At 63.6% G+C, this 18,651-nt stretch carries 14 protein-coding genes and 1 tRNA gene; 4 read left to right on the top strand and 11 right to left on the bottom strand.

The features are described 5' to 3' along the window. Window positions 1-29: 29 nt before the first annotated feature. Window positions 30-1,808 (bottom strand): acyl-CoA dehydrogenase family protein, encoded by a 1,779-nt coding sequence (locus ABIA96_RS02315; RefSeq protein WP_354135389.1) that lies wholly within the window; start codon window positions 1,806-1,808, stop codon window positions 30-32. Window positions 1,809-2,045: 237 nt separating this feature from the next. Between ABIA96_RS02315 and ABIA96_RS02310 the strand changes: the two genes are divergently transcribed. Then, window positions 2,046-2,120, top strand: a tRNA-Gln gene (locus ABIA96_RS02310). Window positions 2,121-2,236: 116 nt separating this feature from the next. Here ABIA96_RS02310 and ABIA96_RS02305 read toward each other — a convergent pair. After that, the gene (locus ABIA96_RS02305) at window positions 2,237-3,820 is read right to left on the bottom strand and encodes a winged helix-turn-helix domain-containing tetratricopeptide repeat protein (RefSeq protein WP_354135388.1); all 1,584 of its coding nucleotides are present in this window, start codon (window positions 3,818-3,820) and stop codon (window positions 2,237-2,239) included. A gap of 114 nt (window positions 3,821-3,934) precedes the next feature. Between ABIA96_RS02305 and ABIA96_RS02300 the strand changes: the two genes are divergently transcribed. From ABIA96_RS02300 to ABIA96_RS02290, 3 genes are all read left to right on the top strand, one after another. Further along, window positions 3,935-5,326 (top strand): FAD-binding oxidoreductase, encoded by a 1,392-nt coding sequence (locus tag ABIA96_RS02300; protein ID WP_354135387.1) that lies wholly within the window; start codon window positions 3,935-3,937, stop codon window positions 5,324-5,326. A gap of 23 nt (window positions 5,327-5,349) precedes the next feature. After that, on the top strand, window positions 5,350-6,630 hold the full coding sequence (locus ABIA96_RS02295) for an MFS transporter (protein WP_354135386.1): 1,281 nt from the start codon (window positions 5,350-5,352) through the stop codon (window positions 6,628-6,630). 94 nt (window positions 6,631-6,724) lie between these two features. Beyond that, on the top strand, window positions 6,725-8,884 hold the full coding sequence (locus ABIA96_RS02290; protein ID WP_354135385.1) for an exonuclease domain-containing protein: 2,160 nt from the start codon (window positions 6,725-6,727) through the stop codon (window positions 8,882-8,884). 39 nt (window positions 8,885-8,923) lie between these two features. Here ABIA96_RS02290 and ABIA96_RS02285 read toward each other — a convergent pair whose 3' ends face one another. From ABIA96_RS02285 to ABIA96_RS02245, 9 genes are all read right to left on the bottom strand, one after another. Continuing rightward, window positions 8,924-9,454, bottom strand: coding sequence for a redoxin family protein (locus ABIA96_RS02285; protein ID WP_354135384.1), 531 nt, complete (start codon window positions 9,452-9,454; stop codon window positions 8,924-8,926). A gap of 72 nt (window positions 9,455-9,526) precedes the next feature. Continuing rightward, window positions 9,527-10,627 carry a DNA polymerase IV gene (gene dinB, locus ABIA96_RS02280; RefSeq protein WP_354135383.1) on the bottom strand — a complete coding sequence of 367 codons (1,101 nt, stop codon included), beginning with the start codon at window positions 10,625-10,627 and terminating at the stop codon, window positions 9,527-9,529. 106 nt (window positions 10,628-10,733) lie between these two features. Beyond that, complete coding sequence (locus tag ABIA96_RS02275) at window positions 10,734-11,789, bottom strand: threonine aldolase family protein (protein ID WP_354135382.1); 1,056 nt, start codon at window positions 11,787-11,789, stop codon at window positions 10,734-10,736. A gap of 17 nt (window positions 11,790-11,806) precedes the next feature. Continuing rightward, complete coding sequence (locus tag ABIA96_RS02270; protein WP_354135381.1) at window positions 11,807-13,444, bottom strand: ABC transporter permease; 1,638 nt, start codon at window positions 13,442-13,444, stop codon at window positions 11,807-11,809. Then, a complete protein-coding gene (locus ABIA96_RS02265; protein WP_354135380.1) occupies window positions 13,441-14,502 on the bottom strand; it encodes an ABC transporter ATP-binding protein in 1,062 nt (353 codons plus the stop codon). Before ABIA96_RS02265 ends, ABIA96_RS02270 begins: the two co-directional genes overlap by 4 nt. 5 nt (window positions 14,503-14,507) lie before the next feature. Continuing rightward, window positions 14,508-15,515, bottom strand: a complete 1,008-nt coding sequence (locus ABIA96_RS02260; RefSeq protein WP_354135379.1) for an extracellular solute-binding protein — start codon at window positions 15,513-15,515, stop codon at window positions 14,508-14,510. A 30-nt stretch (window positions 15,516-15,545) separates the two neighbouring features. Then, the gene (locus tag ABIA96_RS02255) at window positions 15,546-16,619 is read right to left on the bottom strand and encodes a pyridoxal-phosphate-dependent aminotransferase family protein (RefSeq protein ID WP_354135378.1); all 1,074 of its coding nucleotides are present in this window, start codon (window positions 16,617-16,619) and stop codon (window positions 15,546-15,548) included. A 101-nt stretch (window positions 16,620-16,720) separates the two neighbouring features. Beyond that, on the bottom strand, window positions 16,721-17,218 hold the full coding sequence (locus ABIA96_RS02250) for a LeuD/DmdB family oxidoreductase small subunit (protein WP_354135377.1): 498 nt from the start codon (window positions 17,216-17,218) through the stop codon (window positions 16,721-16,723). After that, window positions 17,215-18,477, bottom strand: coding sequence for a 3-isopropylmalate dehydratase large subunit (locus tag ABIA96_RS02245; RefSeq protein WP_354135376.1), 1,263 nt, complete (start codon window positions 18,475-18,477; stop codon window positions 17,215-17,217). Before ABIA96_RS02245 ends, ABIA96_RS02250 begins: the two co-directional genes overlap by 4 nt. Window positions 18,478-18,651 lie beyond the last annotated feature (174 nt).

Here is an 18,651-nt window from a genome sequence, read left to right as displayed (position 1 = left end):
CAGCGTAATCCGGGCAACTCGCGCCTCGACTACGCCAGCAACACCGCATCTGCCGCCGCGACCGACTCCGCGCTCTCCGTCACGGTGCGCTCGAGCGCGCCGGCTTGCACGGTGATGTTCTCGGCAAAGAAGCGCGCGAGCGAAACGTAGCGCGCCGCCTCGGTGTTGGCCTCGGCCTTGGCGGCGAGCGCCTCGGAGGCCAGCATGCAGCCGCCGAGCGTGGCGCCGAATTGCTGGAGATAGGGCGTTGCGCCGGCGAGCGCCTCGTTCGGCGCAGAGGTGACACGCTCCAGCAGCCATTTGCTCGTTCGCGTCAGCGCCTCCAGACCCTCACGCAATTTCACGCCTGTGGTGCCGAAGGCGGGATCGTTGGAGGCCTCGACCTGCTTGACGGTGGCGGACAGCTCGTCGAGCAACCTCCACACCGACGCGCCGCCATTGGCCGCGAGCTTGCGCGTGACGAGGTCGATGGCCTGGATGCCGTTGGTGCCCTCATAGATCGTGGTGATGCGGGCATCGCGATAATGCTGTGCGGCGCCGGTCTCCTCGATGAAGCCCATGCCGCCATGCACCTGCACGCCGAGATAGGCGACCTCGTTGCCGATATCGGTGGAATAGCCCTTTGCCATTGGCGTCAGCAGCGCAGCGCGCGCGGCGGCATCGGCGCGCACCTTCGGGTCCTTTGCGCGCAGGGAAACGTCGAGGGCGACCGCGGTCGCATAGCAGATGGTGCGTGCGGCGGCGGTCTGCGCCCGCATCCGCATCAGCATGCGCTTGACGTCGGGATGCACGAAGATCGCATCAGACCCGTCGCCCTTCTTGCCGATGGCGCGGCCCTGCTTGCGCTCCTGAGCGTAGGCAAGGGCCAGCTGATAGGCGCGATCGGCGACGCCGACGCCCTCTAAGCCGACGCCGAGGCGGGCCTGGTTCATCATCGTGAACATGCAGCGCATGCCCTGGTTCTCTTCGCCGATCAGGAAGCCGATCGCACCGCCGTGGTCGCCCATGGTCATGGTGCAGGTGGGCGAGGCATGCATGCCGAGCTTGTGCTCGACCCCCGAGGCAAAAATATCGTTGCGTGCGCCGAGCGAGCCGTCAGCGTTGACCATGAACTTCGGCACGAGGAACAGCGAGATTCCTTTGGTGCCGGCCGGCGCATCGGGCAGTCGCGCCAGCACGAAATGCACGATGTTGTCGGTCATGTCGTGCTCGCCATAGGTGATGAAGATCTTCGTCCCCTTGATGCGATAGGTGCCGTCGGCCTGCTTTTCGGCGCGGGTGCGCAGCGCGCCGACGTCGGAGCCGGCCTGCGGCTCGGTGAGCTGCATCGTGCCGGTCCATTCACCGGAGACGAGCTTTTCGAGGTAGATCGTCTTGAGCTCGTCGCTGCCATGAGCATCGAGCGCCTCCATCGCGGATGCCGTCAGCAGCGGGCAGAGGCCGAAGGCGACGTTGGAGGCACTCCAGATCTCGGTGCAGGCGGCGTTGATCGCGAGCGGCAGGCCCTGGCCGCCGAAATCCTCAGGCCCCGACACCGCGTTCCAGCCGCCTTCCGTCCAGCGCTTGTAGGCGTCCGGCCATCCGGGCGCGGTCGTGACCTTGCCGTCGTCGAGCTTGATGCCGTGCTCGTCGCCGACCTTGTTGAGCGGCGCCAGCACGTCGGTTGCGAACTTGCCGGCTTCCTCCAGCACCGCGGTGACGATATCGCCGTCGAAATCGCCGTAGTGGCCGGCTTCCACGGCGGCCTTGAGGCCGGCGCCATGGTTGAGCGACAGCAGCATGTCAGAGATCGGCGCGCGGTAGGTCATGGCTCACTCCCGAGGACAGGTTTGGCGCCGTATTCCCATGAAACGCCTATCGTCTCAATGGCCGGGAGGGACGGGGCGGAAACAGGCGTATAATATAGAGTGTCGCCCGGCCGGCCCCGGACCTGTGGCATTTCACCCCTCCAGGCGGTTGAAATGCCGCGCCGCTCCCTATAGACCGGCTGCGACCAGAGGGAATCTGCCGGTGCCAATTCTTGCGCCGTTCCCTTTGTCGCCTGATGGGGCGTAGCCAAGCGGTAAGGCAGCGGATTTTGATTCCGCCATTCGGAGGTTCGATCCCTCCCGCCCCAGCCAATTGATGTTGCTCGTCTAAATCGCCTTTTGATTGCTTCATCTGGAAATGGCGCAATCCGCTGCCGGTTTGAAGATATGAGGGGATCGGTGGCCGGCCAATTTTCGCCGCTTCGCCGTTATGCGAGATCGGAGACCTCGCCATTCAGGCCGGCCTCGCGTAACCAGTCGAGGAAGTGTTCGCGGTCGATAGGATTTCTATATCTGGCGGCGCGCAGCCGGGCGAGTTCGAGCATGTTGACCGGCACCGCTTTACCAAGCTCGCTCAATTCCAGACATCTCTCTCGAATGAATGCGCGCACTTCGACGTTCGCTTCGCTCAGCCGATTGGTTTGCGCGTAGCACGCCGCAAGGAGCGCGTGGGACCAGCGGTCACTCGATCGTGCTTCCCTGAGCACATTGATCGCCTGTTCGTACTCGCGCGCCGAATAAAGCGCCAACGCGTGATACCAATGGTAAATGTTGGGTGGAAACGGGTTGAGCTGTTTGGCCGATCTGATCCATGTGAGCGCTTCCTGCCAATGTCCCCAGTAGACCAGGATGTTGGCAAAAGCCGCGGCGACGTCAGCATCGTTCGGGTTGAGAGCTAGAGCATGCTCGAAGTGAGTTTCGGCCTCTTGGTCGCGATCCTGCAGGAAAAGAAGCTGGGCGAAGACGCCGTGCGACCAGGCATCATTCTCATCAAGATCGAGGGCGATCTCGATCTCGCGACGAGCATCATCCAGTGGAGGGGCTGCGGGTGATTCCAGAAACGCGGCGCAGACGATCGTCCAAGCCACATTGGCGTGAGCGCGAGCATAAGCTGGATCGAGACCCACGGCCTTCTTGAAGCAGCCTTGCGCCTCCTCCATGCTCCTGACGGTCAACTGACGCCATTTCTCGTTCCCCAGCAGGACGAGATCATAGGCCGTGATGTTCGAGGTCTGCTTGCCTCTTGCGATCTCACGGCCTGCGTCCTCAAGCCGGCCGGGCAGAGCTGAAACGATCTTGCCGACGATCTCGTCCTGGATGGCGAATATATCTTCGAGTTCGCGGTCGTAGCGCTCCGTCCAGAGGTTGAAGCTGCTCGCGGCATCCAGAAGCTGGACTGTCACCCGCACCCGTTTCCCAATCCTGCGCGCGCTCCCTTCCACCACATATCGTACGCCGAGGTGGCGGCCGACCTCTCTGATGTCGGACGACCTGGTCCGGCAAGCGAAGCTGGAATGGCTGGCGACGACGAAGAGCGACCGGAAACGCGATAATTCCGTAATGATGTCTTCCGTGATCCCGTCGGAAAAGTAGTCCTGCGCGGAATCGCCGCTCAAATTCAAGAATGGCAGTACGGCGATCGATGGTTTGTCGAAGGTCGCGGACGGGAACCATGTCTGTCGGCTGCCATCGGACAAGGTAGCGGCCGGCGGGCCGACATAACGGTAACCGCGACGCGGTAGCGTCTCGATCCAGGTACTGCCCCCTTCGACAGCTGCAAACACACGGCGCAGAGCCGCCACCTGCACGGTCAGATTGCTCTCCTCGATGGCCAGCCCCGGCCAGGCCGCCTGCATCAAAGCGTCCTTGGCAACCGGCTTACCCGCCTTTTCCAGAAGCAGCCGAAGTAGCGCAACCGCTCGCCCTCCGAGAGCAACCGGCTCGGCGCCGCGAAACAGTATGTCGGCGTCTGCCTCGAGACGAAATGGACCGAACTCGTAGATCGTCGCCATCGCCTAGAGACACCATTTTTGGCGAAATTTGCAACTTTTTCCGATCGGATTCAGGAAACGGATTGGCGCTCCGTGAGACGGTGGCAAGTGCATTCGTGGCGAGGAGCAAATCTGATGGAGCAGCGGCAGTCATATGACGACCTGATGGGCAAATCGCATTCCGAAGCTCGGCCCAGCCCACAGCTACGGCTCAAGGGCCACGTGGTCCTCGACGGGAACGCCGATTACGACGAGGCGCGCAAGGTCTGGAATGGCGCCATCGACAAGCGGCCGGCCATGATCGTCTATTGTGCCGGTGCCGAGGACGTCGCTCGGGCCGTCGCATTCGCAAGATCTCATCACATCTGTATCGCGGTCCGCAGCGGCGGCCACAATATCGCCGGCCTGTCGGTCTGCGACGCCGGCATGGTCATCGACCTGTCGCACATGAAACAGATCGAGGTCGATCCGGTCCGCCGGATCGCGCGCGCGGAGGCCGGCCTCAATCTGGGCGAGTTCGACAGGGCGACGCAGGAGCACGGTCTGGCGACCACCATGGGCGTCAACAGCGATACCGGTATCGCCGGGCTCACGCTTGGCGGCGGCTTTGGCAAGCTTGGACGCAAATACGGACTGACTTGCGATAATCTGATTTCCGCCGAGGTTGTGACAGCCGAAGGAAGCATATTGAGGGCCAGTGCGACAGAACACCCCGACCTATTCTGGGGCCTGCGGGGTGGCGGCGGCAATTTTGGCATCGTGACCGCGTTCGAATACGCGCTTCATTCCATCGGCACTTCACTGCTCGTCGCGTCAGCACTGCATCGATATGATCAGGCGCGCGAGGCCATGCGTTTCTATGATGAATTCGCCCGCCGCGCCCCTGACGAAGCGGACGTCGATGCAGCTCTGGTAACGCTGCCGTCGGGCGAACGATTCTTCAGTATCTCCGGCTGCTATGTCGGCTCGCATCATGACGGTGAGCGCGCCCTTTCACCGATCATCAAATTCGGCTCGCCCGTTGAGACGCGCCTTGCAACTGTTCCTTATCTCGAGATTCAGTCGGGCGGCGATGCCCTGTTCCCACGTGGCCGCCGCTACTACTGGAAGGCTCAGTTCCTGCGCGAGATCAGCACTGGTGCGATCGACGCGCTGCTCGACGCCTATGCGAGAGCGCCCAACACCTCGTCGTTACTGGTTTTCCAGCACGTCGGCGGCGCAATCGCCAGGGTTCCAGCACCCGACTCGCCGTACGCAAACCGCGGTGCAGTGTTTGACTGCTTTCCTGTCGCGATATGGGACGATTCGGCCGACGACGACGCGAACATGCGTTGGGCGCGCGATCTGTGGAGCGCGGTCAGGCCCTATTCGACCGGCGGCGTCTACGCGAACAATCTCGGCGATGAGGGCGAGGATCGTGTCCGCGACGCCTATGGCGAGAACTATGCGCGGCTGGCCGCGCTCAAAACCAAATACGATCCGACCAATCTCTTCCGCATGAACCAGAATATCAAGCCGACGGCATAGTTCATGGCATCGGGAAAAACCACATGCGAAGCCGCTGGACCATTCTTGCTGCCCTGTTCGTCGCTCGTGCCGCCATCGCCTTTCAGTTTCAGAGCGTCGCGGCCATCGCGCCACAGCTCAGCCAGAGTCTCGGCGCGAGCCTGGCCGATATCGGTATTCTGATCGGACTCTATTTTGCGCCGGGCGCCGTGCTTGCCTTGCCTGGCGGTGCGATCGGTCGCCGCTATGGCGACAAGGTGACGGTCCTTGCCGGACTCCTGATGATGCTGGCAGGCGAACTTCTGATGACCACGTCAACGTCCTGGAGCGTGCAGATCGTGGGCCGACCGACTGCCGGCATCGGCGGTGTTCTCCTGAACGTTCTGATGACCAAGATGGTCGCGGACTGGTTTGCTGGCCGGGAAATCGCGACCGCGATGGCCATTTTCATCAACTCATGGCCGGTCGGCATCGCAGTCGCTCTCATGCTGTTGCCGGCAGTCGGAGCCACGCTTGGCCTCCATGCCGTCAATCTTGCCGTCGCAGGAATGATCCTGATCGGCCTTGGTCTCATCGCTTTGGTTTATCGCGCGCCAGATGCGACCGTCGCGGTTGAAGGCGAGCGCGGCAGCCTGACCGCCGACACGATCTGTGCCGTGATTGCCGCCGGCTTGATCTGGTGCCTCTACAACATCGGCTTTGCGATGATCTTCAGTTTCGGCCCGTCGATGCTTGTTGAGCACGGCTGGTCCAGTGCCGCGGCGGGATCAACCATCAGTATCGTGCTCTGGATCGCCGCCCTTTCGGTTCCGTTCGGCGGCTTCCTCGCAGATCGGACCAGGCGCGGCGAGGCCATCCTCGTGACAGGCTGCGTCGCCTTCGCCCTCCTGACGCTTCTCCTGTCGCGGAGCGGCACGGTGCTTCCCATCGTCGTTGCTCTTGGAATCCTTTGCGGCCTGCCCGCCGGGGCGATCATGAGCCTGCCTGCGCGAGTGCTCGATCAGAAGATGCGGCCGATCGGAATGGGACTATTCTACACGGTCTTCTACGCCGGCATGCTGGCCGGACCAGCAATCGGCGGAAAGCTCTCCACGTCGTTCCGCTCCGCGAGCACCGCGCTCGACTTCGGCGCCGTCGCGCTCCTGGCTTGCCCCGATCGTCCTGTGGCTCTTTCGCCATATCGTTGCCAGCCGGCATCGGCCGGCCGTTTCAGTCACCTCGTAGCCACGCCGGCATTTCACGAACGCGGCGATTCCGGGGTTGCGCTCGGCCGGGAAGTTCCGAGCTTGACACTGTCGAACGAAAAGAACAGAAGTCGAACATGAGCGCCAGTGAATCAGGGGTGGCCGGTATCTCCGCCGCCCGCGCAAATTTGACCAGAGCGGGATTCGGCTGCGCCGCGTCGAGGGCGAAGCGCGGATGACGCTGCCTGTCCTGCCGGTCTATTACTACCACGACCATTTCACGGAGATGCTGAGCTTCGTTTGCGAGACCTACGGTCCCGTGCTGACCGAAGGGCATCACGCCTTTGTCGCTCACTTCTCGTCGCTGTCCAAAGACGCCCAGTGCCTGTTCATCCGGATGGTCAACCGGAACGGCACGGTCTTCAATCCCTCCACGTTCAAATACACCGAGATCGCCGACCTTTTCGGCGCGCTGGGGGAGCTTGCCGGTGCCGGTTACGTCCGAGGCCTGATCGAGAAGGACTACGCTGCGTTCGTGGCGTGTCTTGCGAAGCCTGTGCTGTTCGATGGCGCAAAGGCGGCCGGCATGAGCGATGTCCGGGCCTCATGGCCCAAGGGCAAGCTGAGAGAGCATTGTCTCGCCAATTTGTCGTTCGGTGCTGCGTTCCAGCACTGCGGTGGCGAGACCTTCATCGCGCTCGGTGATACCGAGCCGCTGGAGTTTCTGCTTTATCTCTATTTCGGCAAGACTGAGAACAACCTCAAAAACTTTGCGTTGCGCGACCTCGGCATCTTGCGCACCAACGATCAGGCGGATTTCAGCGCCCGGTTTGCCGACGCGGATGAGGCGAGGGCCTGCTTCCACTACGCGCACCTGCTGCGCCACCTCGACACCAAATCGGACGAGGTCTATCGCAGGTCCGTCGCCGCCATTCTCGGCGGGCCTGTCTGCCCCACGGACTACGCGATCGATCTGCGGAGCCGCGCGGCACACAAGGCGGGTCTGCATTTTGAGAAGAAGGGAGAGGCCGCGCTCGCGGTTCAGCTCTACCGTGCCGGCTCGTCGGCCGAATGCCACGAGCGCCTCGCTCGTCTGCTCTATGCGGAAGGCAACAAGGACGCCGCTGAGCAACTGCTGCGCCGCATGATCGACGATCCCGCCAGCGACGACGAATTCGTCTTTGCGAGCGATTTCTATGCCCGGAAGTTCGATGGACGCCGGACGGGACACTGCACCGAAATGCTGCGGGCGGGGCGAACGCTCCGGGTCGACGATTCCTGGCGCGGCAATCCGGAAGCAGGAGTTGCCGGGGTCTTGCGCCGGCAGGGCCTCGAGGTCTTCTACGCCGAAAACACGCTCTGGCATTGCCTGTTCGGATTGCTGTTCTGGGATGAGCTGTTCGACTCCGGGCAGCTGCACAGCGGCTTCGACTGGATGCCGCATTGCCTGAAGGACCGGACCTTTGCGCGATTGTTCGCCTCCCAGATCGAGACGAAGCTGGAAGCCGTCGCGTCGAGCTCCGCGCTCCCCCAGATATTGCGGATCGTCGCTGCGAAATGGGGAAAACCGAACGGCGTGTTCGCCTGGGACCATGTCGATATCGATGCACTCCGCGCGCTGCTTGCTGGCACGTGTGCGACCGGCCTCGCCACGATCCTTCGCCTGATGTGCGAAGACTATCGCGCGATGCGCGATGGCTTTCCCGATCTCATGCTCGTGGCCAACGGCACCGTTTCGTTCGTGGAGGTGAAGGCCGAGGGCGACGTCATCAGGCGCAACCAGCTCACGCGGCTTCGCCAGCTCGGCAACGCCGGCATTCCCGCAGAAATCGGCCGCGCCGATTTTCGTTTCGATCCGGACCAGGATTATGTCGTCGTGGACATCGAGACCACCGGCGGCTGGACCGGCGGGGATCGCATCACCGAGATCGGCGCCGTCGGGATCCGCAATCATGAGGTCGTGGCGGAGTGGCATTCGCTGCTCAACCCGCAGCGGTCGATCCCGGCCAGGATCGTCGCGTTGACCGGCATCACCAACGAGATGGTGCGGAATGCGCCGTTGTTCGCAGAAATCGCGGACAGCTTCATGCAGTTCATGGGCGACGGCGTTTTCGTCGCCCACAACGTCAACTTCGACTACGGCTTCATCGCCGCGGAATACGAGCGCCTCGAACGCCGTTTCCGCTTTCCAAAACTCTGCACCTGTGCCGGCATGCGCCGGCACTACCCGGGTCACAAATCTTACGGATTAGGTAAGCTCACGCGTGCCTACAATATCGAACTGAAAGACCACCACCGCGCTCTCAGCGACGCCCGCGCGGCCGCGCATCTCCTCAACCTGATCAATGCAAAGCGCGATGGGGACGGGAGCGGGAGGGAAGAGATTGCGGCCTGATCCGGCTGTCTCGATTGAGACCCGTTGATTGGCTGGGCGCTACGTGCAGCCACCCGTCGCGCAGACTCCGTCTTGCCCCGACACAAGTGTCGCATCCGGTGGCAGCCCCTCGCAGACAAGCGCCATGATCTCGGCGCCGAGCTGCAAGTCCTGGATATGGCCAAACACGTGCCGGCGAAGCTGACCGTCACGATCGAACAGCAGCATCGTTGGTGTTCCCTGAAATCCGTAAGTGCGCATGGTCCGCGGGAAATCGGTGCCATCAGGCGCGTCGATGGCGACGGGAAAAGCAATCTTGTATTCGTGCAGGAAGACGCGAAGCGCGTTCGGTCCCATGGCATCGTGGTGCTCGAACACGCTGTGCAGGCCGATCACGGCGACGTCAGATGATTTGAATGTCGCTGCGACACGCTGAGCCTGTGGAAGGCTGTTGGTGACGCATCCTGGACAAAGCATCTGAAAGGCGGTCAGCAACACGATCCGGCCACGCAATGCGGCGAGCGACAGTGGTTCGGGCGTATTGAACCACTCCGTGGTTTGCCATTCCTGGGCCGGTTCGGCGGTCGCCATATGATCCGTCCTCGTCATCAGTCCCATGAAAGGCACGCTCCCGCCGATGTAGCATGATTTGGGCGGTTCGGATCAGATGCCGAAGGTCAGTTGCGGCTCCGCATCGTCTCCGAGCTGGAGGGACGACAGCGATACACCCAGGAGCCTCACGCGTTTGGGCAGCGGAATCTCGACTTCGAGCAGGCCGCAGGCGAGGCGCTCCAATTCGTTCCGGCCTGCGACCTGCACGAGCAGGGATCGGCTGCGCGTGATGATCTCGAAGTCGGCAAACTTGATCTTCAAGGTGACGGTGCGGCCCCGGTTGCCGGTCGTCTCGCAATGGCGCCAGACCTTGTCGACGAGGGGGCGAAGCTCGGCGACCAGCGTGTCGAAATCGGCGAGATCGGTCGAGAACGTGGTCTCCGCGCCGATCGACTTGCGGATCCGGTTGGCCCGCACCGGCCGTTCGTCGACGCCGCGCGAGATCCAGTAGTAATAGGCGCCGGACTTGCCGAAGTTCGCGTTCATGAAGTCGAGCGTCTGGTTGCGGATATCGAGACCGGTAAACAGGCCGAGCGCATTCATCTTCGCGCCCGTTGCCGGTCCGATTCCGTGGAACTTGCCGACAGGCAGCGTCTCTACGAAGGCGGGTCCCATCTCGGGGGGAATCACGAACTGGCCGTTGGGCTTACGGTGATCGGAGGCGAGCTTGGCCAGGAACTTGTTGTAGGAAATGCCGGCCGAAGCGTTGAGGCCGGTCTCGGCCTTGATCTTCTCGCGGATCCGCAGCGCAATATCGCGGGCGAGCGGGATGCCTTGCAGGTTCTCCGTCACGTCGAGATAGGCCTCGTCGAGGGACAAGGGCTCGATGATATCGGTGTGCTCGGCAAAAATGTCGCGAATCTGCCGGCTGATCGCCTTGTAGATTTCGAAGCGCGGCTTCACGAAGATCAGGTCGGGACATTGCCGCTTCGCGGTGACCGACGCCATCGCGGACCGAACGCCGAACTTGCGCGCTTCATAGCTCGCTGCGGCGACCACGCCGCGCTCGGCTGAACCACCGACAGCGACGGGTTTGCCGCGCAGCTCCGGATTGTCGCGCTGTTCCACCGATGCGTAGAAGGCATCCATGTCGATATGGATGATCTTGCGAACGCGTGTTGCGTCGCCTTCCACAGTGTCGGATTCTCTCATGCGCGGATGATACAACCAGGCTGTGAGAATCGCGAGGTGGCGTATGCTTCAACCGTCGTTCTTGGTTGTCGTCTGGCGTTTGAACTGAGGCGGCGGCTCACCGCGCTCAGCCTCCCGTCGTCGCATCACGGACGAGTGCGATGACCTCGTCGGCTTCCTGTTCGGAGCTGTCGAAGCGGGTCACGAACCGGATGACGTCCTGGCCCCGTCGCGCGAATGGCAAGCCGGTTGCAGCGAGCCGGTTGATGGCCGGCACAGGGAGGCTGGCAAACACCAGATTTGCTTCCACGGGTGCAACGAGGCGGACGCCGGGCAGCGCGGCCAGTCCTGCGCCAAGACGGGCGGCCACCGTATTGGCCTTGGTCGCGAGACGCAGATAAAGGCCATCCTCGACGTAAGCGAGCAGTTGCGCGGACAGATAGCGCATCTTCAACCAGGTCAGGCCGGCGCGACGAAGTCGATAGGACAGGGATTCGACGAGGCCCTGGTCGAAGACGACGATGGCATCGGCCGACATGGCGCCGTTCTTGGTTGCGCCAAAGGACAGGATGTCGACGCCGGCCCGCCAGGTCATGTCGGCCGGACTGCAGCCGAGCCGCGCCAGTGCATTGGCGAAGCGGGCGCCGTCCATGTGCACCGACAGGTTCCGCTCATGCGCAATGGCTCCGATCTCGGCGATCGCGGCGAGTGGGTAGACGGTGCCATATTCACTGGCCTGGGTGATCGACACGGCGTCGGGCTGAGCGCGATTGCGGATGCCCCAGCCGGCCGCGGCCAGCGCCTCGCGCAGCATTGGCGGCTCGAGCCGAAAATGCTGACCCGGCATGGCGAGGAGCTTTGCGCCGCCGGTGAAGGCTTCCGTGGCAGCGCCTTCGGCCGTGTGGATGTGCGCCTCTTCGTGGCAGTAGACGGCGCCATAGGGCCGCACGCAGCTCGCAAGCGACAAGGCATTGGCCGCGGTGCCGGTCGGGACCGGAAACACGGAGACGTCAGTCTCGAACAGCGCCGAGAAGCGCCGGTTCAGCAACGCCGAATAGTCGTCGTCGCCATAGGAGGCGGCCGCTCCGCGATTGACGTCGGCGATCGCCTGGAGGATCTCAGGCGCGACCGGCGCGACATTGTCGCTGCGAAAGTTCGGGAGCGTCCGGGTTGCTTCGGGCACAGCGTCCTGTCCTGCCGTCATATGACGGTCGTTTCCTGCTTGTTGACGCGCCGGTTGATGAGAAGCAACGGGATCGCGGTGACGAGAATGAGGACCGCGGCCGCGGCGGCGGCCAAGCCTGCGCCGGTGCCTTCGATCGCGTGGTACATGACGACGGTCGTCGTCACCCAACGGCTCGAATAGAGCACGACTGTCGCGCTCAGCTCCGATGCGGCCGTGATCCAGACGAGGACCAGGCCGCCGACGAGACCGCTTGCCATCAGCGGCACTGTCAGGGTCGCAAATGTCCTGCTTGGCGAGACCCCGAGATTGATCGAGGCTTCCTCGAGGGAAGGATCAAGCTGATGCACGATCGCCGAGGATGACCGGATCGCGAAAGGCAGCTTGCGGACGACATAGGCGATCACCAGGATCAGCCAGCCGCCGGTCAGGACGAGAGGTCCGCTGTTGAAGGCAACAATCAGACCGATCGCCAGGATCGTGCCCGAGACCGCAAATGGCACCATGCCGACGAAGTCGAGCAGCCCCGACAGACGGGAGCGATGCCTGGCGACGACATAACCGATCGGCGCACCGATCAGCATCGTTGCGACGGCGGCGGCGCTGGCAAGCGTCAGCGTGTTCAGCAGCGGCCGATAGGAGCCGGAGAGCAGCGTGGCGTAATTGTCCAGTCCCAGCTCCCAGGTCAGGACGGGGCCGCGGAAGCGCAGGACCGAGACCATCAGCACGGCCGCGAACGGCAGCAGCGAGACGATCACGATGCCCCAGCTCATGATCGTCGCGGCGAGCTGCAATCCCGGCGTCAGCGATAGTTTTGCGGGCGCGCTGCGCGCACTGGTCGAGAAACGGCGTTTGCCGAGATAGTGCCGTTGAACGAGAAGCGCGAGTGCGGTGCAGGCGATCAGGAGCACGCTGAGAGCGCCGGCTGCGGCCGGGTTTGCGTCGGACTCGCCGGCGAACAGCTTGAAGATGTCGACGGCCAAAAATGGCCGGTCTTCAGCCAGCACCGCCGGCACGCCGAAATTCTCCAGCGCCTCGATGAAGACCAGCAGTCCGCCGGCCAGGATCGCCGGCATCACGATCGGCAGCAGGACCGTGCGGACGACAAAGGACTGCGAGCCACCGAGATTGCGCCCTGCCTCCTCCATCGAGGCGTCGACGGCCTGAAAGCCCGCCAGCACAGGCATCACCACATACGGATAGAGCGTCAACGTGAAGACGATCACGATGCCGGGCATGCCGTAGATCGAGCCGATCGGGATACCGATCCCCCGCAGCGCCGTGGTGACGACGCCGGCATGGCCGAACAAGAGGACCAAAGCGTAGGCGCTGACGAACGAGGGGAGCACCAGCGGCAGCGACGCCAGCGTCAGCAGCAGCGCGCGGCCCGGCACTTCAACCCGGGCGAGGCAGAAGGCGAGCGGAATGCCGATCGCGCATGCGAGGCCGGTTGCGAGTCCTGCTGCGAGCAGACTGTTGCCGATGGAGCCGAGGTAATAGCGGCTCTTCACGATCGCCGCGTAGTTGGCGAAGGTGAAGGCCCCCGTGCCGTCGATCCGGATGCTCGCATCGAGCACCAGCGCCAACGGGTAAAGCAGAAAAACCGCGAGCAGCACCAGGGCCATGAGGGCTACGATGGTGGCGAAGCGCTTCATGGCGCAGGGAACGCAATGATCTGGGCGGGATCATAGGCAAGAACAAGCGGCGCGCCGGGCAAGGCATCGAACGCCGCGCCACCGAGCGCCGAGACCCGAAGCCGAGTGCCATCCGGCAGCGTCGCGTGGAGACGCTGCACCGGGCCGAGAAATTCGCGCAACGCCAGCCGAGCTTGAACGCGGGGACCGTCGGAGCCATCGGCGAGACGCAAGGCCTCCGGCCTCAGCGACAGCAGGACTGGTGCGCCCGGCGCGGCGATCTCGCCCCGAACCGTGAACTCCGTGCCGGCTGCGGCGACCTGGGTGTTGCGGCCGTCAAAGGCTTTTGCGATGCCCGGCACCATATTGGTCGAGCCGAGGAACTCGGCCACGAAGGCGGTCTGTGGCATCCGATAGATGCGTTCGGGCGTGTCGACCTGCTCGACCTTGCCGTGCCGCAAGACAGCGATGCGATCGGAGATGGCGAGCGCCTCCTCCTGATCATGCGTCACATAGATCGCCGTCAGACCGAGCGCCTGCTGCAATTGACGGATCTCGATGCGCATCTCGGTTCGCAGCTGCGCGTCGAGATTGGACAGCGGCTCGTCGAACAGGAGAACCGCGGGTTCGATGACGAGCGCACGCGCAATGGCCACGCGTTGGAGCTGGCCGCCCGAGAGCTGGTGTGGTGAGCGCGGACCATAACCGGCGAGGCGTACCCGCTCGAGCGCCTTGTCGACGCGCGACTGGATGTCGGCCGCCGGAACTTTTCTCGCCTTCAGTCCGTAGGCGACGTTTTCGGCCACGCTATGGTTCGGAAAGATCGCGTAGTTCTGAAACACCATGCCGGTGTCGCGGTGATGCGCGGGCAGGCTGTCGATGCGCCGGTCGCCGAAGGAAATCGATCCGGATTCGACCTCGACGAAGCCGGCGATCATGCGCAGCAACGTGGTCTTGCCACAGCCTGATGGCCCGAGCAGCGTGAACAGCTCGCCATGCGCGATGACGAGCGAGATGTTGTCCACCGCGCGCACCGGGCCGAAGGTGCGGGTCAGGCTTTCGATCCGGATCGTCGTCATGGACTTTAGCGCGTATCCTGGATCGTCGTCTTCAGCCGCGCGAGGGTATCGCGCCGCGCCGCTTCCCATTTGGCATCGTCGTAGGGCAGTACCTTGATCGCCGAGAAGGGCAGCATGCCGGGCGCAACGGCGCCGAGCTCGATATCCTGACGCGCAGGCCGCCGGAACGTCGCCTTCAGCAACATCTCCTGAACATCCTTGCTGGCGAGATAGTCGATGAGCTGCTTGGCCGCTTCGGTGTTCGGTCCGCCTTTCAGGATGGCCGCGCCTTCGACGACCGCGTGCGTGCCCTCGGCCGGATAAACGACGTTCACCGGGGCACCGTTGTGGGCCCACAGGAAGCCGGCATATTCGAGGGTGATGCCGAGCGGATATTCCCCGCTGCCAACGCCTTCAAAAACCTGCGTCGAGCGATTGAGGACCTTCGCGTTCGCAAGCAGCTGGCTCATCTTGGCCCAGGCCGCATCTCCTTCTCCCCATTGCGAGAGAAGCAAGGTGGCGGCCGCATATGAGAATCCGGAGTTGCTTGGGTCGGTGAAGGCGAGCTTGCCCTTCCATTTGGGGTCAAGGAGATCAGCCCAGGATTTCGGCCCGCTCGCCTTGTCGATCGCCTTGGTGTTCTGTCCGATCACGACGACCTGGATGTTCGTGCCAAGCCAAAGGTTTTTCGGATCGCGAAACTGCGCCGGCACGGCTTCGCGGTCCTTGGCCGGGTAGGCCTGAAGGTAGGGGCTCGCCAGCCGCAGGATCGTCGCGCTGACGCCCCAGATCACGTCGCCTTGCGGATTGGCGGCCTCGGATGTGACCCGGCGGACAAGCACGCCCGATCCGGTCGACACCACGTCGACCTTGATTCCGGTCGCCTTGGCGAAGCCATCGGCGACAAGCTTGTTCACGGTGTCGTCGTTGGCCGAATAGAGCACGACATGCTGCTCGGCGGAGGCCGATCCGGCCGCAAGGAGCGAGACCGCGAGCGCGATGCCGCGGGCGAGGATTGAGGCTGGATATCTCATCGTGTTCGCCTTCTTCCGTTCTGCTGTTGCTTATGTGGTTGTGGCGAGATGCTTGGTGGCCGCCTTGAGCCCGGCACCGGGTTCGACGGGGAGGCCAAGCTTGGTCAAGACGTCTTCGAGATGAAGCAGGTCGGTCAGGATGGTTGCGGCGCTGAAGGCGCCCATCGTGCCGAACCGGATGACGCGGCCGGAGAGACGGTTGCGCGCACCCGCGATCACCGTGCGATGATCCCCGTAGAGCCGCCGCACGATCGTTCCGCCCTCGAGCCCGTCAGGGACTTTGAAAACGACGACCGTGTTCGAGCGCGGTCCGCGCTCGCAAAAATCCGCAAGACCGAGTGCGGCGCCGCCGGCGCGCAGCGCGCCGGACAGCTGCGCATGGCGGGCGAGCACGTTCGGGAGGCCTTCCTCGTGCATCATCGTCAGGGACTCACGCAGGCCGTAGAGAAGGCTGACCGGCGCGGTGAACGGGGTTTCGCTCTGCTCGATGGACTTCAGCGCCCGGCGGAAATCCCAGAAGAAGACGGATCGTCCCTCGTCCTGCTCGATCACGCGCCACGCCTTGGCACTCACGCTGGCAAGGGCGAGGCCCGGCGGGCACATCAGCGCCTTCTGTGAGGCCGAGACGACGATATCGACGCCCCATTCGTCCTGTCGCATCGCGATGCCGCCGAGACCGCTCACCGAGTCTCCGATGAGCAGCGTGGGCCGGTCGCGCACCAGCGCGCCGAGGGCCGCAAGATCGGCCACCATTCCGGTCGAGCTCTCGTTGTGGACGACAACAATGGCGCGATAGCTGCGCTCGCGTAATCGAGCCTCCACCGCGGCAACGTCAATGGCTTGGCCCCACTCCGTCGCAACAGTGTCGACCGTAATGTTCATGGCCTTGGCGATTGACGTGAAGCGCTCGCCGAACTGGCCATGCTCGATCACGAGGATCTGGCTCCCTGGGCCGACCACGTTGACGAGGGCAGCTTCCATGACGCCTGTTCCGGAGCTCGCAAAGAACATGACGCGGTTTGTCGTGCCGAGGACCGGACGAATCATCTCCTCGGTCTCGCCGATCGCGGTTTTGCACTCGGGACCGCGATGGTTGACGATCATTCGTGCCGTCGCCTGTCGTACCCGTTCGGGCACTTCAGTAGGGCCGGGAAGCCGAAGACGATATCCGGTCGAGGGAAAAGCGGATGGCGTGTCTGTGGTCGTCATAGCCTGAAGTCACCGTTCTGACGCATGTAGGGAACGAGGCCGCCGGCACTGAGGATCGCCTTCATGATCGCCGGGAGAGGCTCCGGCCTCAGCGTATCGCCGCTGCGCTCGTTGCGGATTGCGCCTGTCACATCGGAGGTCAGGATGTCGCCGTCCTGAATGAGGCTGGTATCGCAGATCAGAGGCAGCAGGCCGTTGTTGATCGCGTTGCGGTAGTAGGTACGCGAGAAGCTTCGCGCGATCACGGCGGGAATGCCGGCCCCGAGAACCGTCGTGACGGCGACTTCCATGGCCGAGCCGCAACCGAAATTCTTTCCCGCCACCAGAATGTCGCCTGATAGCACCGAGGCTGCGAAATCGGGATCGACGTGCTCGAACAGGAACTGCTTGAGCACAGCGGGGTCGAGGCTCTCGCGCTTGCGGGTCGAGCTGATGATCGCGTCGGTGTTGACGTCGTCACCGACGAGTCGCGCGCGTCCCCGCAAAACCGTCATCGCGACACCTTGCCGGGATCGGTGACGACACCGCGTGTCGCGGCGGCTGCGCATGCGGCGGGGGAGGCGAGGTAGATCGACGCCTTGGCGTTACCCATGCGCCCCCTGAAATTGCGGTTGGCGGTTGAGATCACCGAGACCCCGTCGCCGGGGATCACGCCGCAGGTGCCACAGCAGGAGCCGCAACCCGGTTCGACGACGGTCGCGCCGAAGCCGACCAGCGCATCCAGCGTCCCGTCGGCCGCCATGGCGTCGCGAACCTCGCGCGATGCGGGCGTGACCACGAGCTGCACGCCGGGTGCAACGCCTCCGCCTGCTCGCAGGACGTCGAGGGCCTGGTGAAAATCGCGCAGCCTGCCGCCCGTACAGGTGCCGAGATAGACCATCTGGATCGGCGTGCCGCTTGCGTCCGCGAGGGGAACGACCCGGTCCACCAGATGCGGCAACGCGATTTGCGGTGTGAGTTCGTCGAGCGCGATCTCCACGGTTCGGCTGTAGCTTGCATCCGGATCCGGCGCGACCGGTTCGAAGGCTTGGTCGGTGCGCCCCTGCAAATAAGCGGTTGTTTCCGCATCGGCCGGAAAGATTCCGTTCTTCGCGCCCATCTCGACCGCGAGATTGCTCAGGACCAGGCGGTCCTCCAGCGCCAGCGTGGCGACGCCCGGTCCTGCAAATTCGAGCGCCTGGTAGGCGGCCCCGTCCGCGCCGAGCCGACCCGCAAGCGCCAATGCGATATCCTTGGCGTAGACGTCGCTCGGCAGTTCTCCCGTCAGCACGACGCGGATCGTTTCAGGCACGCGCAGCCAGATCCGGCCGCACAGCATGATGGCGGCAAGATCAGACGAGCCGATCCCGGTTGCAAAGCAATTCAGCGCGCCGTAGGTGACTGCATGGCTGTCGGCTCCGACAACCAATCCGCCCGGCAGGGCGCGACCGGTTTCGACGATGAGCTGATGACCGATGCCCGCACCGGCCTCATGCAGCATGATGCCGTGCCGGTCGGCAAAGTCGCGCATGACGCGATGCAGACCGATGGTCTGCGTGCTCGTCGGTGGAACGTAATGGTCGAGTGCAAAGACCAGTCGGCCGGGATCGCACAAGCGCTCGCCGCCCATCGCCTTGAAATAATCGAGCGCCATCGGGACCGAGCCGTCGGTGCCAAGCGCGCAATCGACCTCGCAGACGACGAGATCGCCTGCGCGCACAGGCTGCCCTGACTTTCGAGCGAGGATCTTTTCGGAGATCGTACGCCCGGCCATCGCTAACCCTCCGACAGCACGCAGCCGGCGCGACCCGCATCCGCAAAGGCACGCGCCCATTCGTCCGCGCGGACATGTCTGCGGGAAAGGATCCTGAAGCCCTCGGCCATGCAGAACCTCATTGAAAATGGAACGCCGTTCCGTCTAGTGTAATGGGGAGGAGGCCGAGGTCAA

Origin of the sequence: Bradyrhizobium sp. LB11.1, assembly GCF_040549385.1 — a bacterium.
Classification (GTDB): domain Bacteria; phylum Pseudomonadota; class Alphaproteobacteria; order Rhizobiales; family Xanthobacteraceae; genus Bradyrhizobium.
Note: the sequence above shows the minus strand (reverse complement) of the source record. Positions and strands in the feature narration are given on the sequence as shown.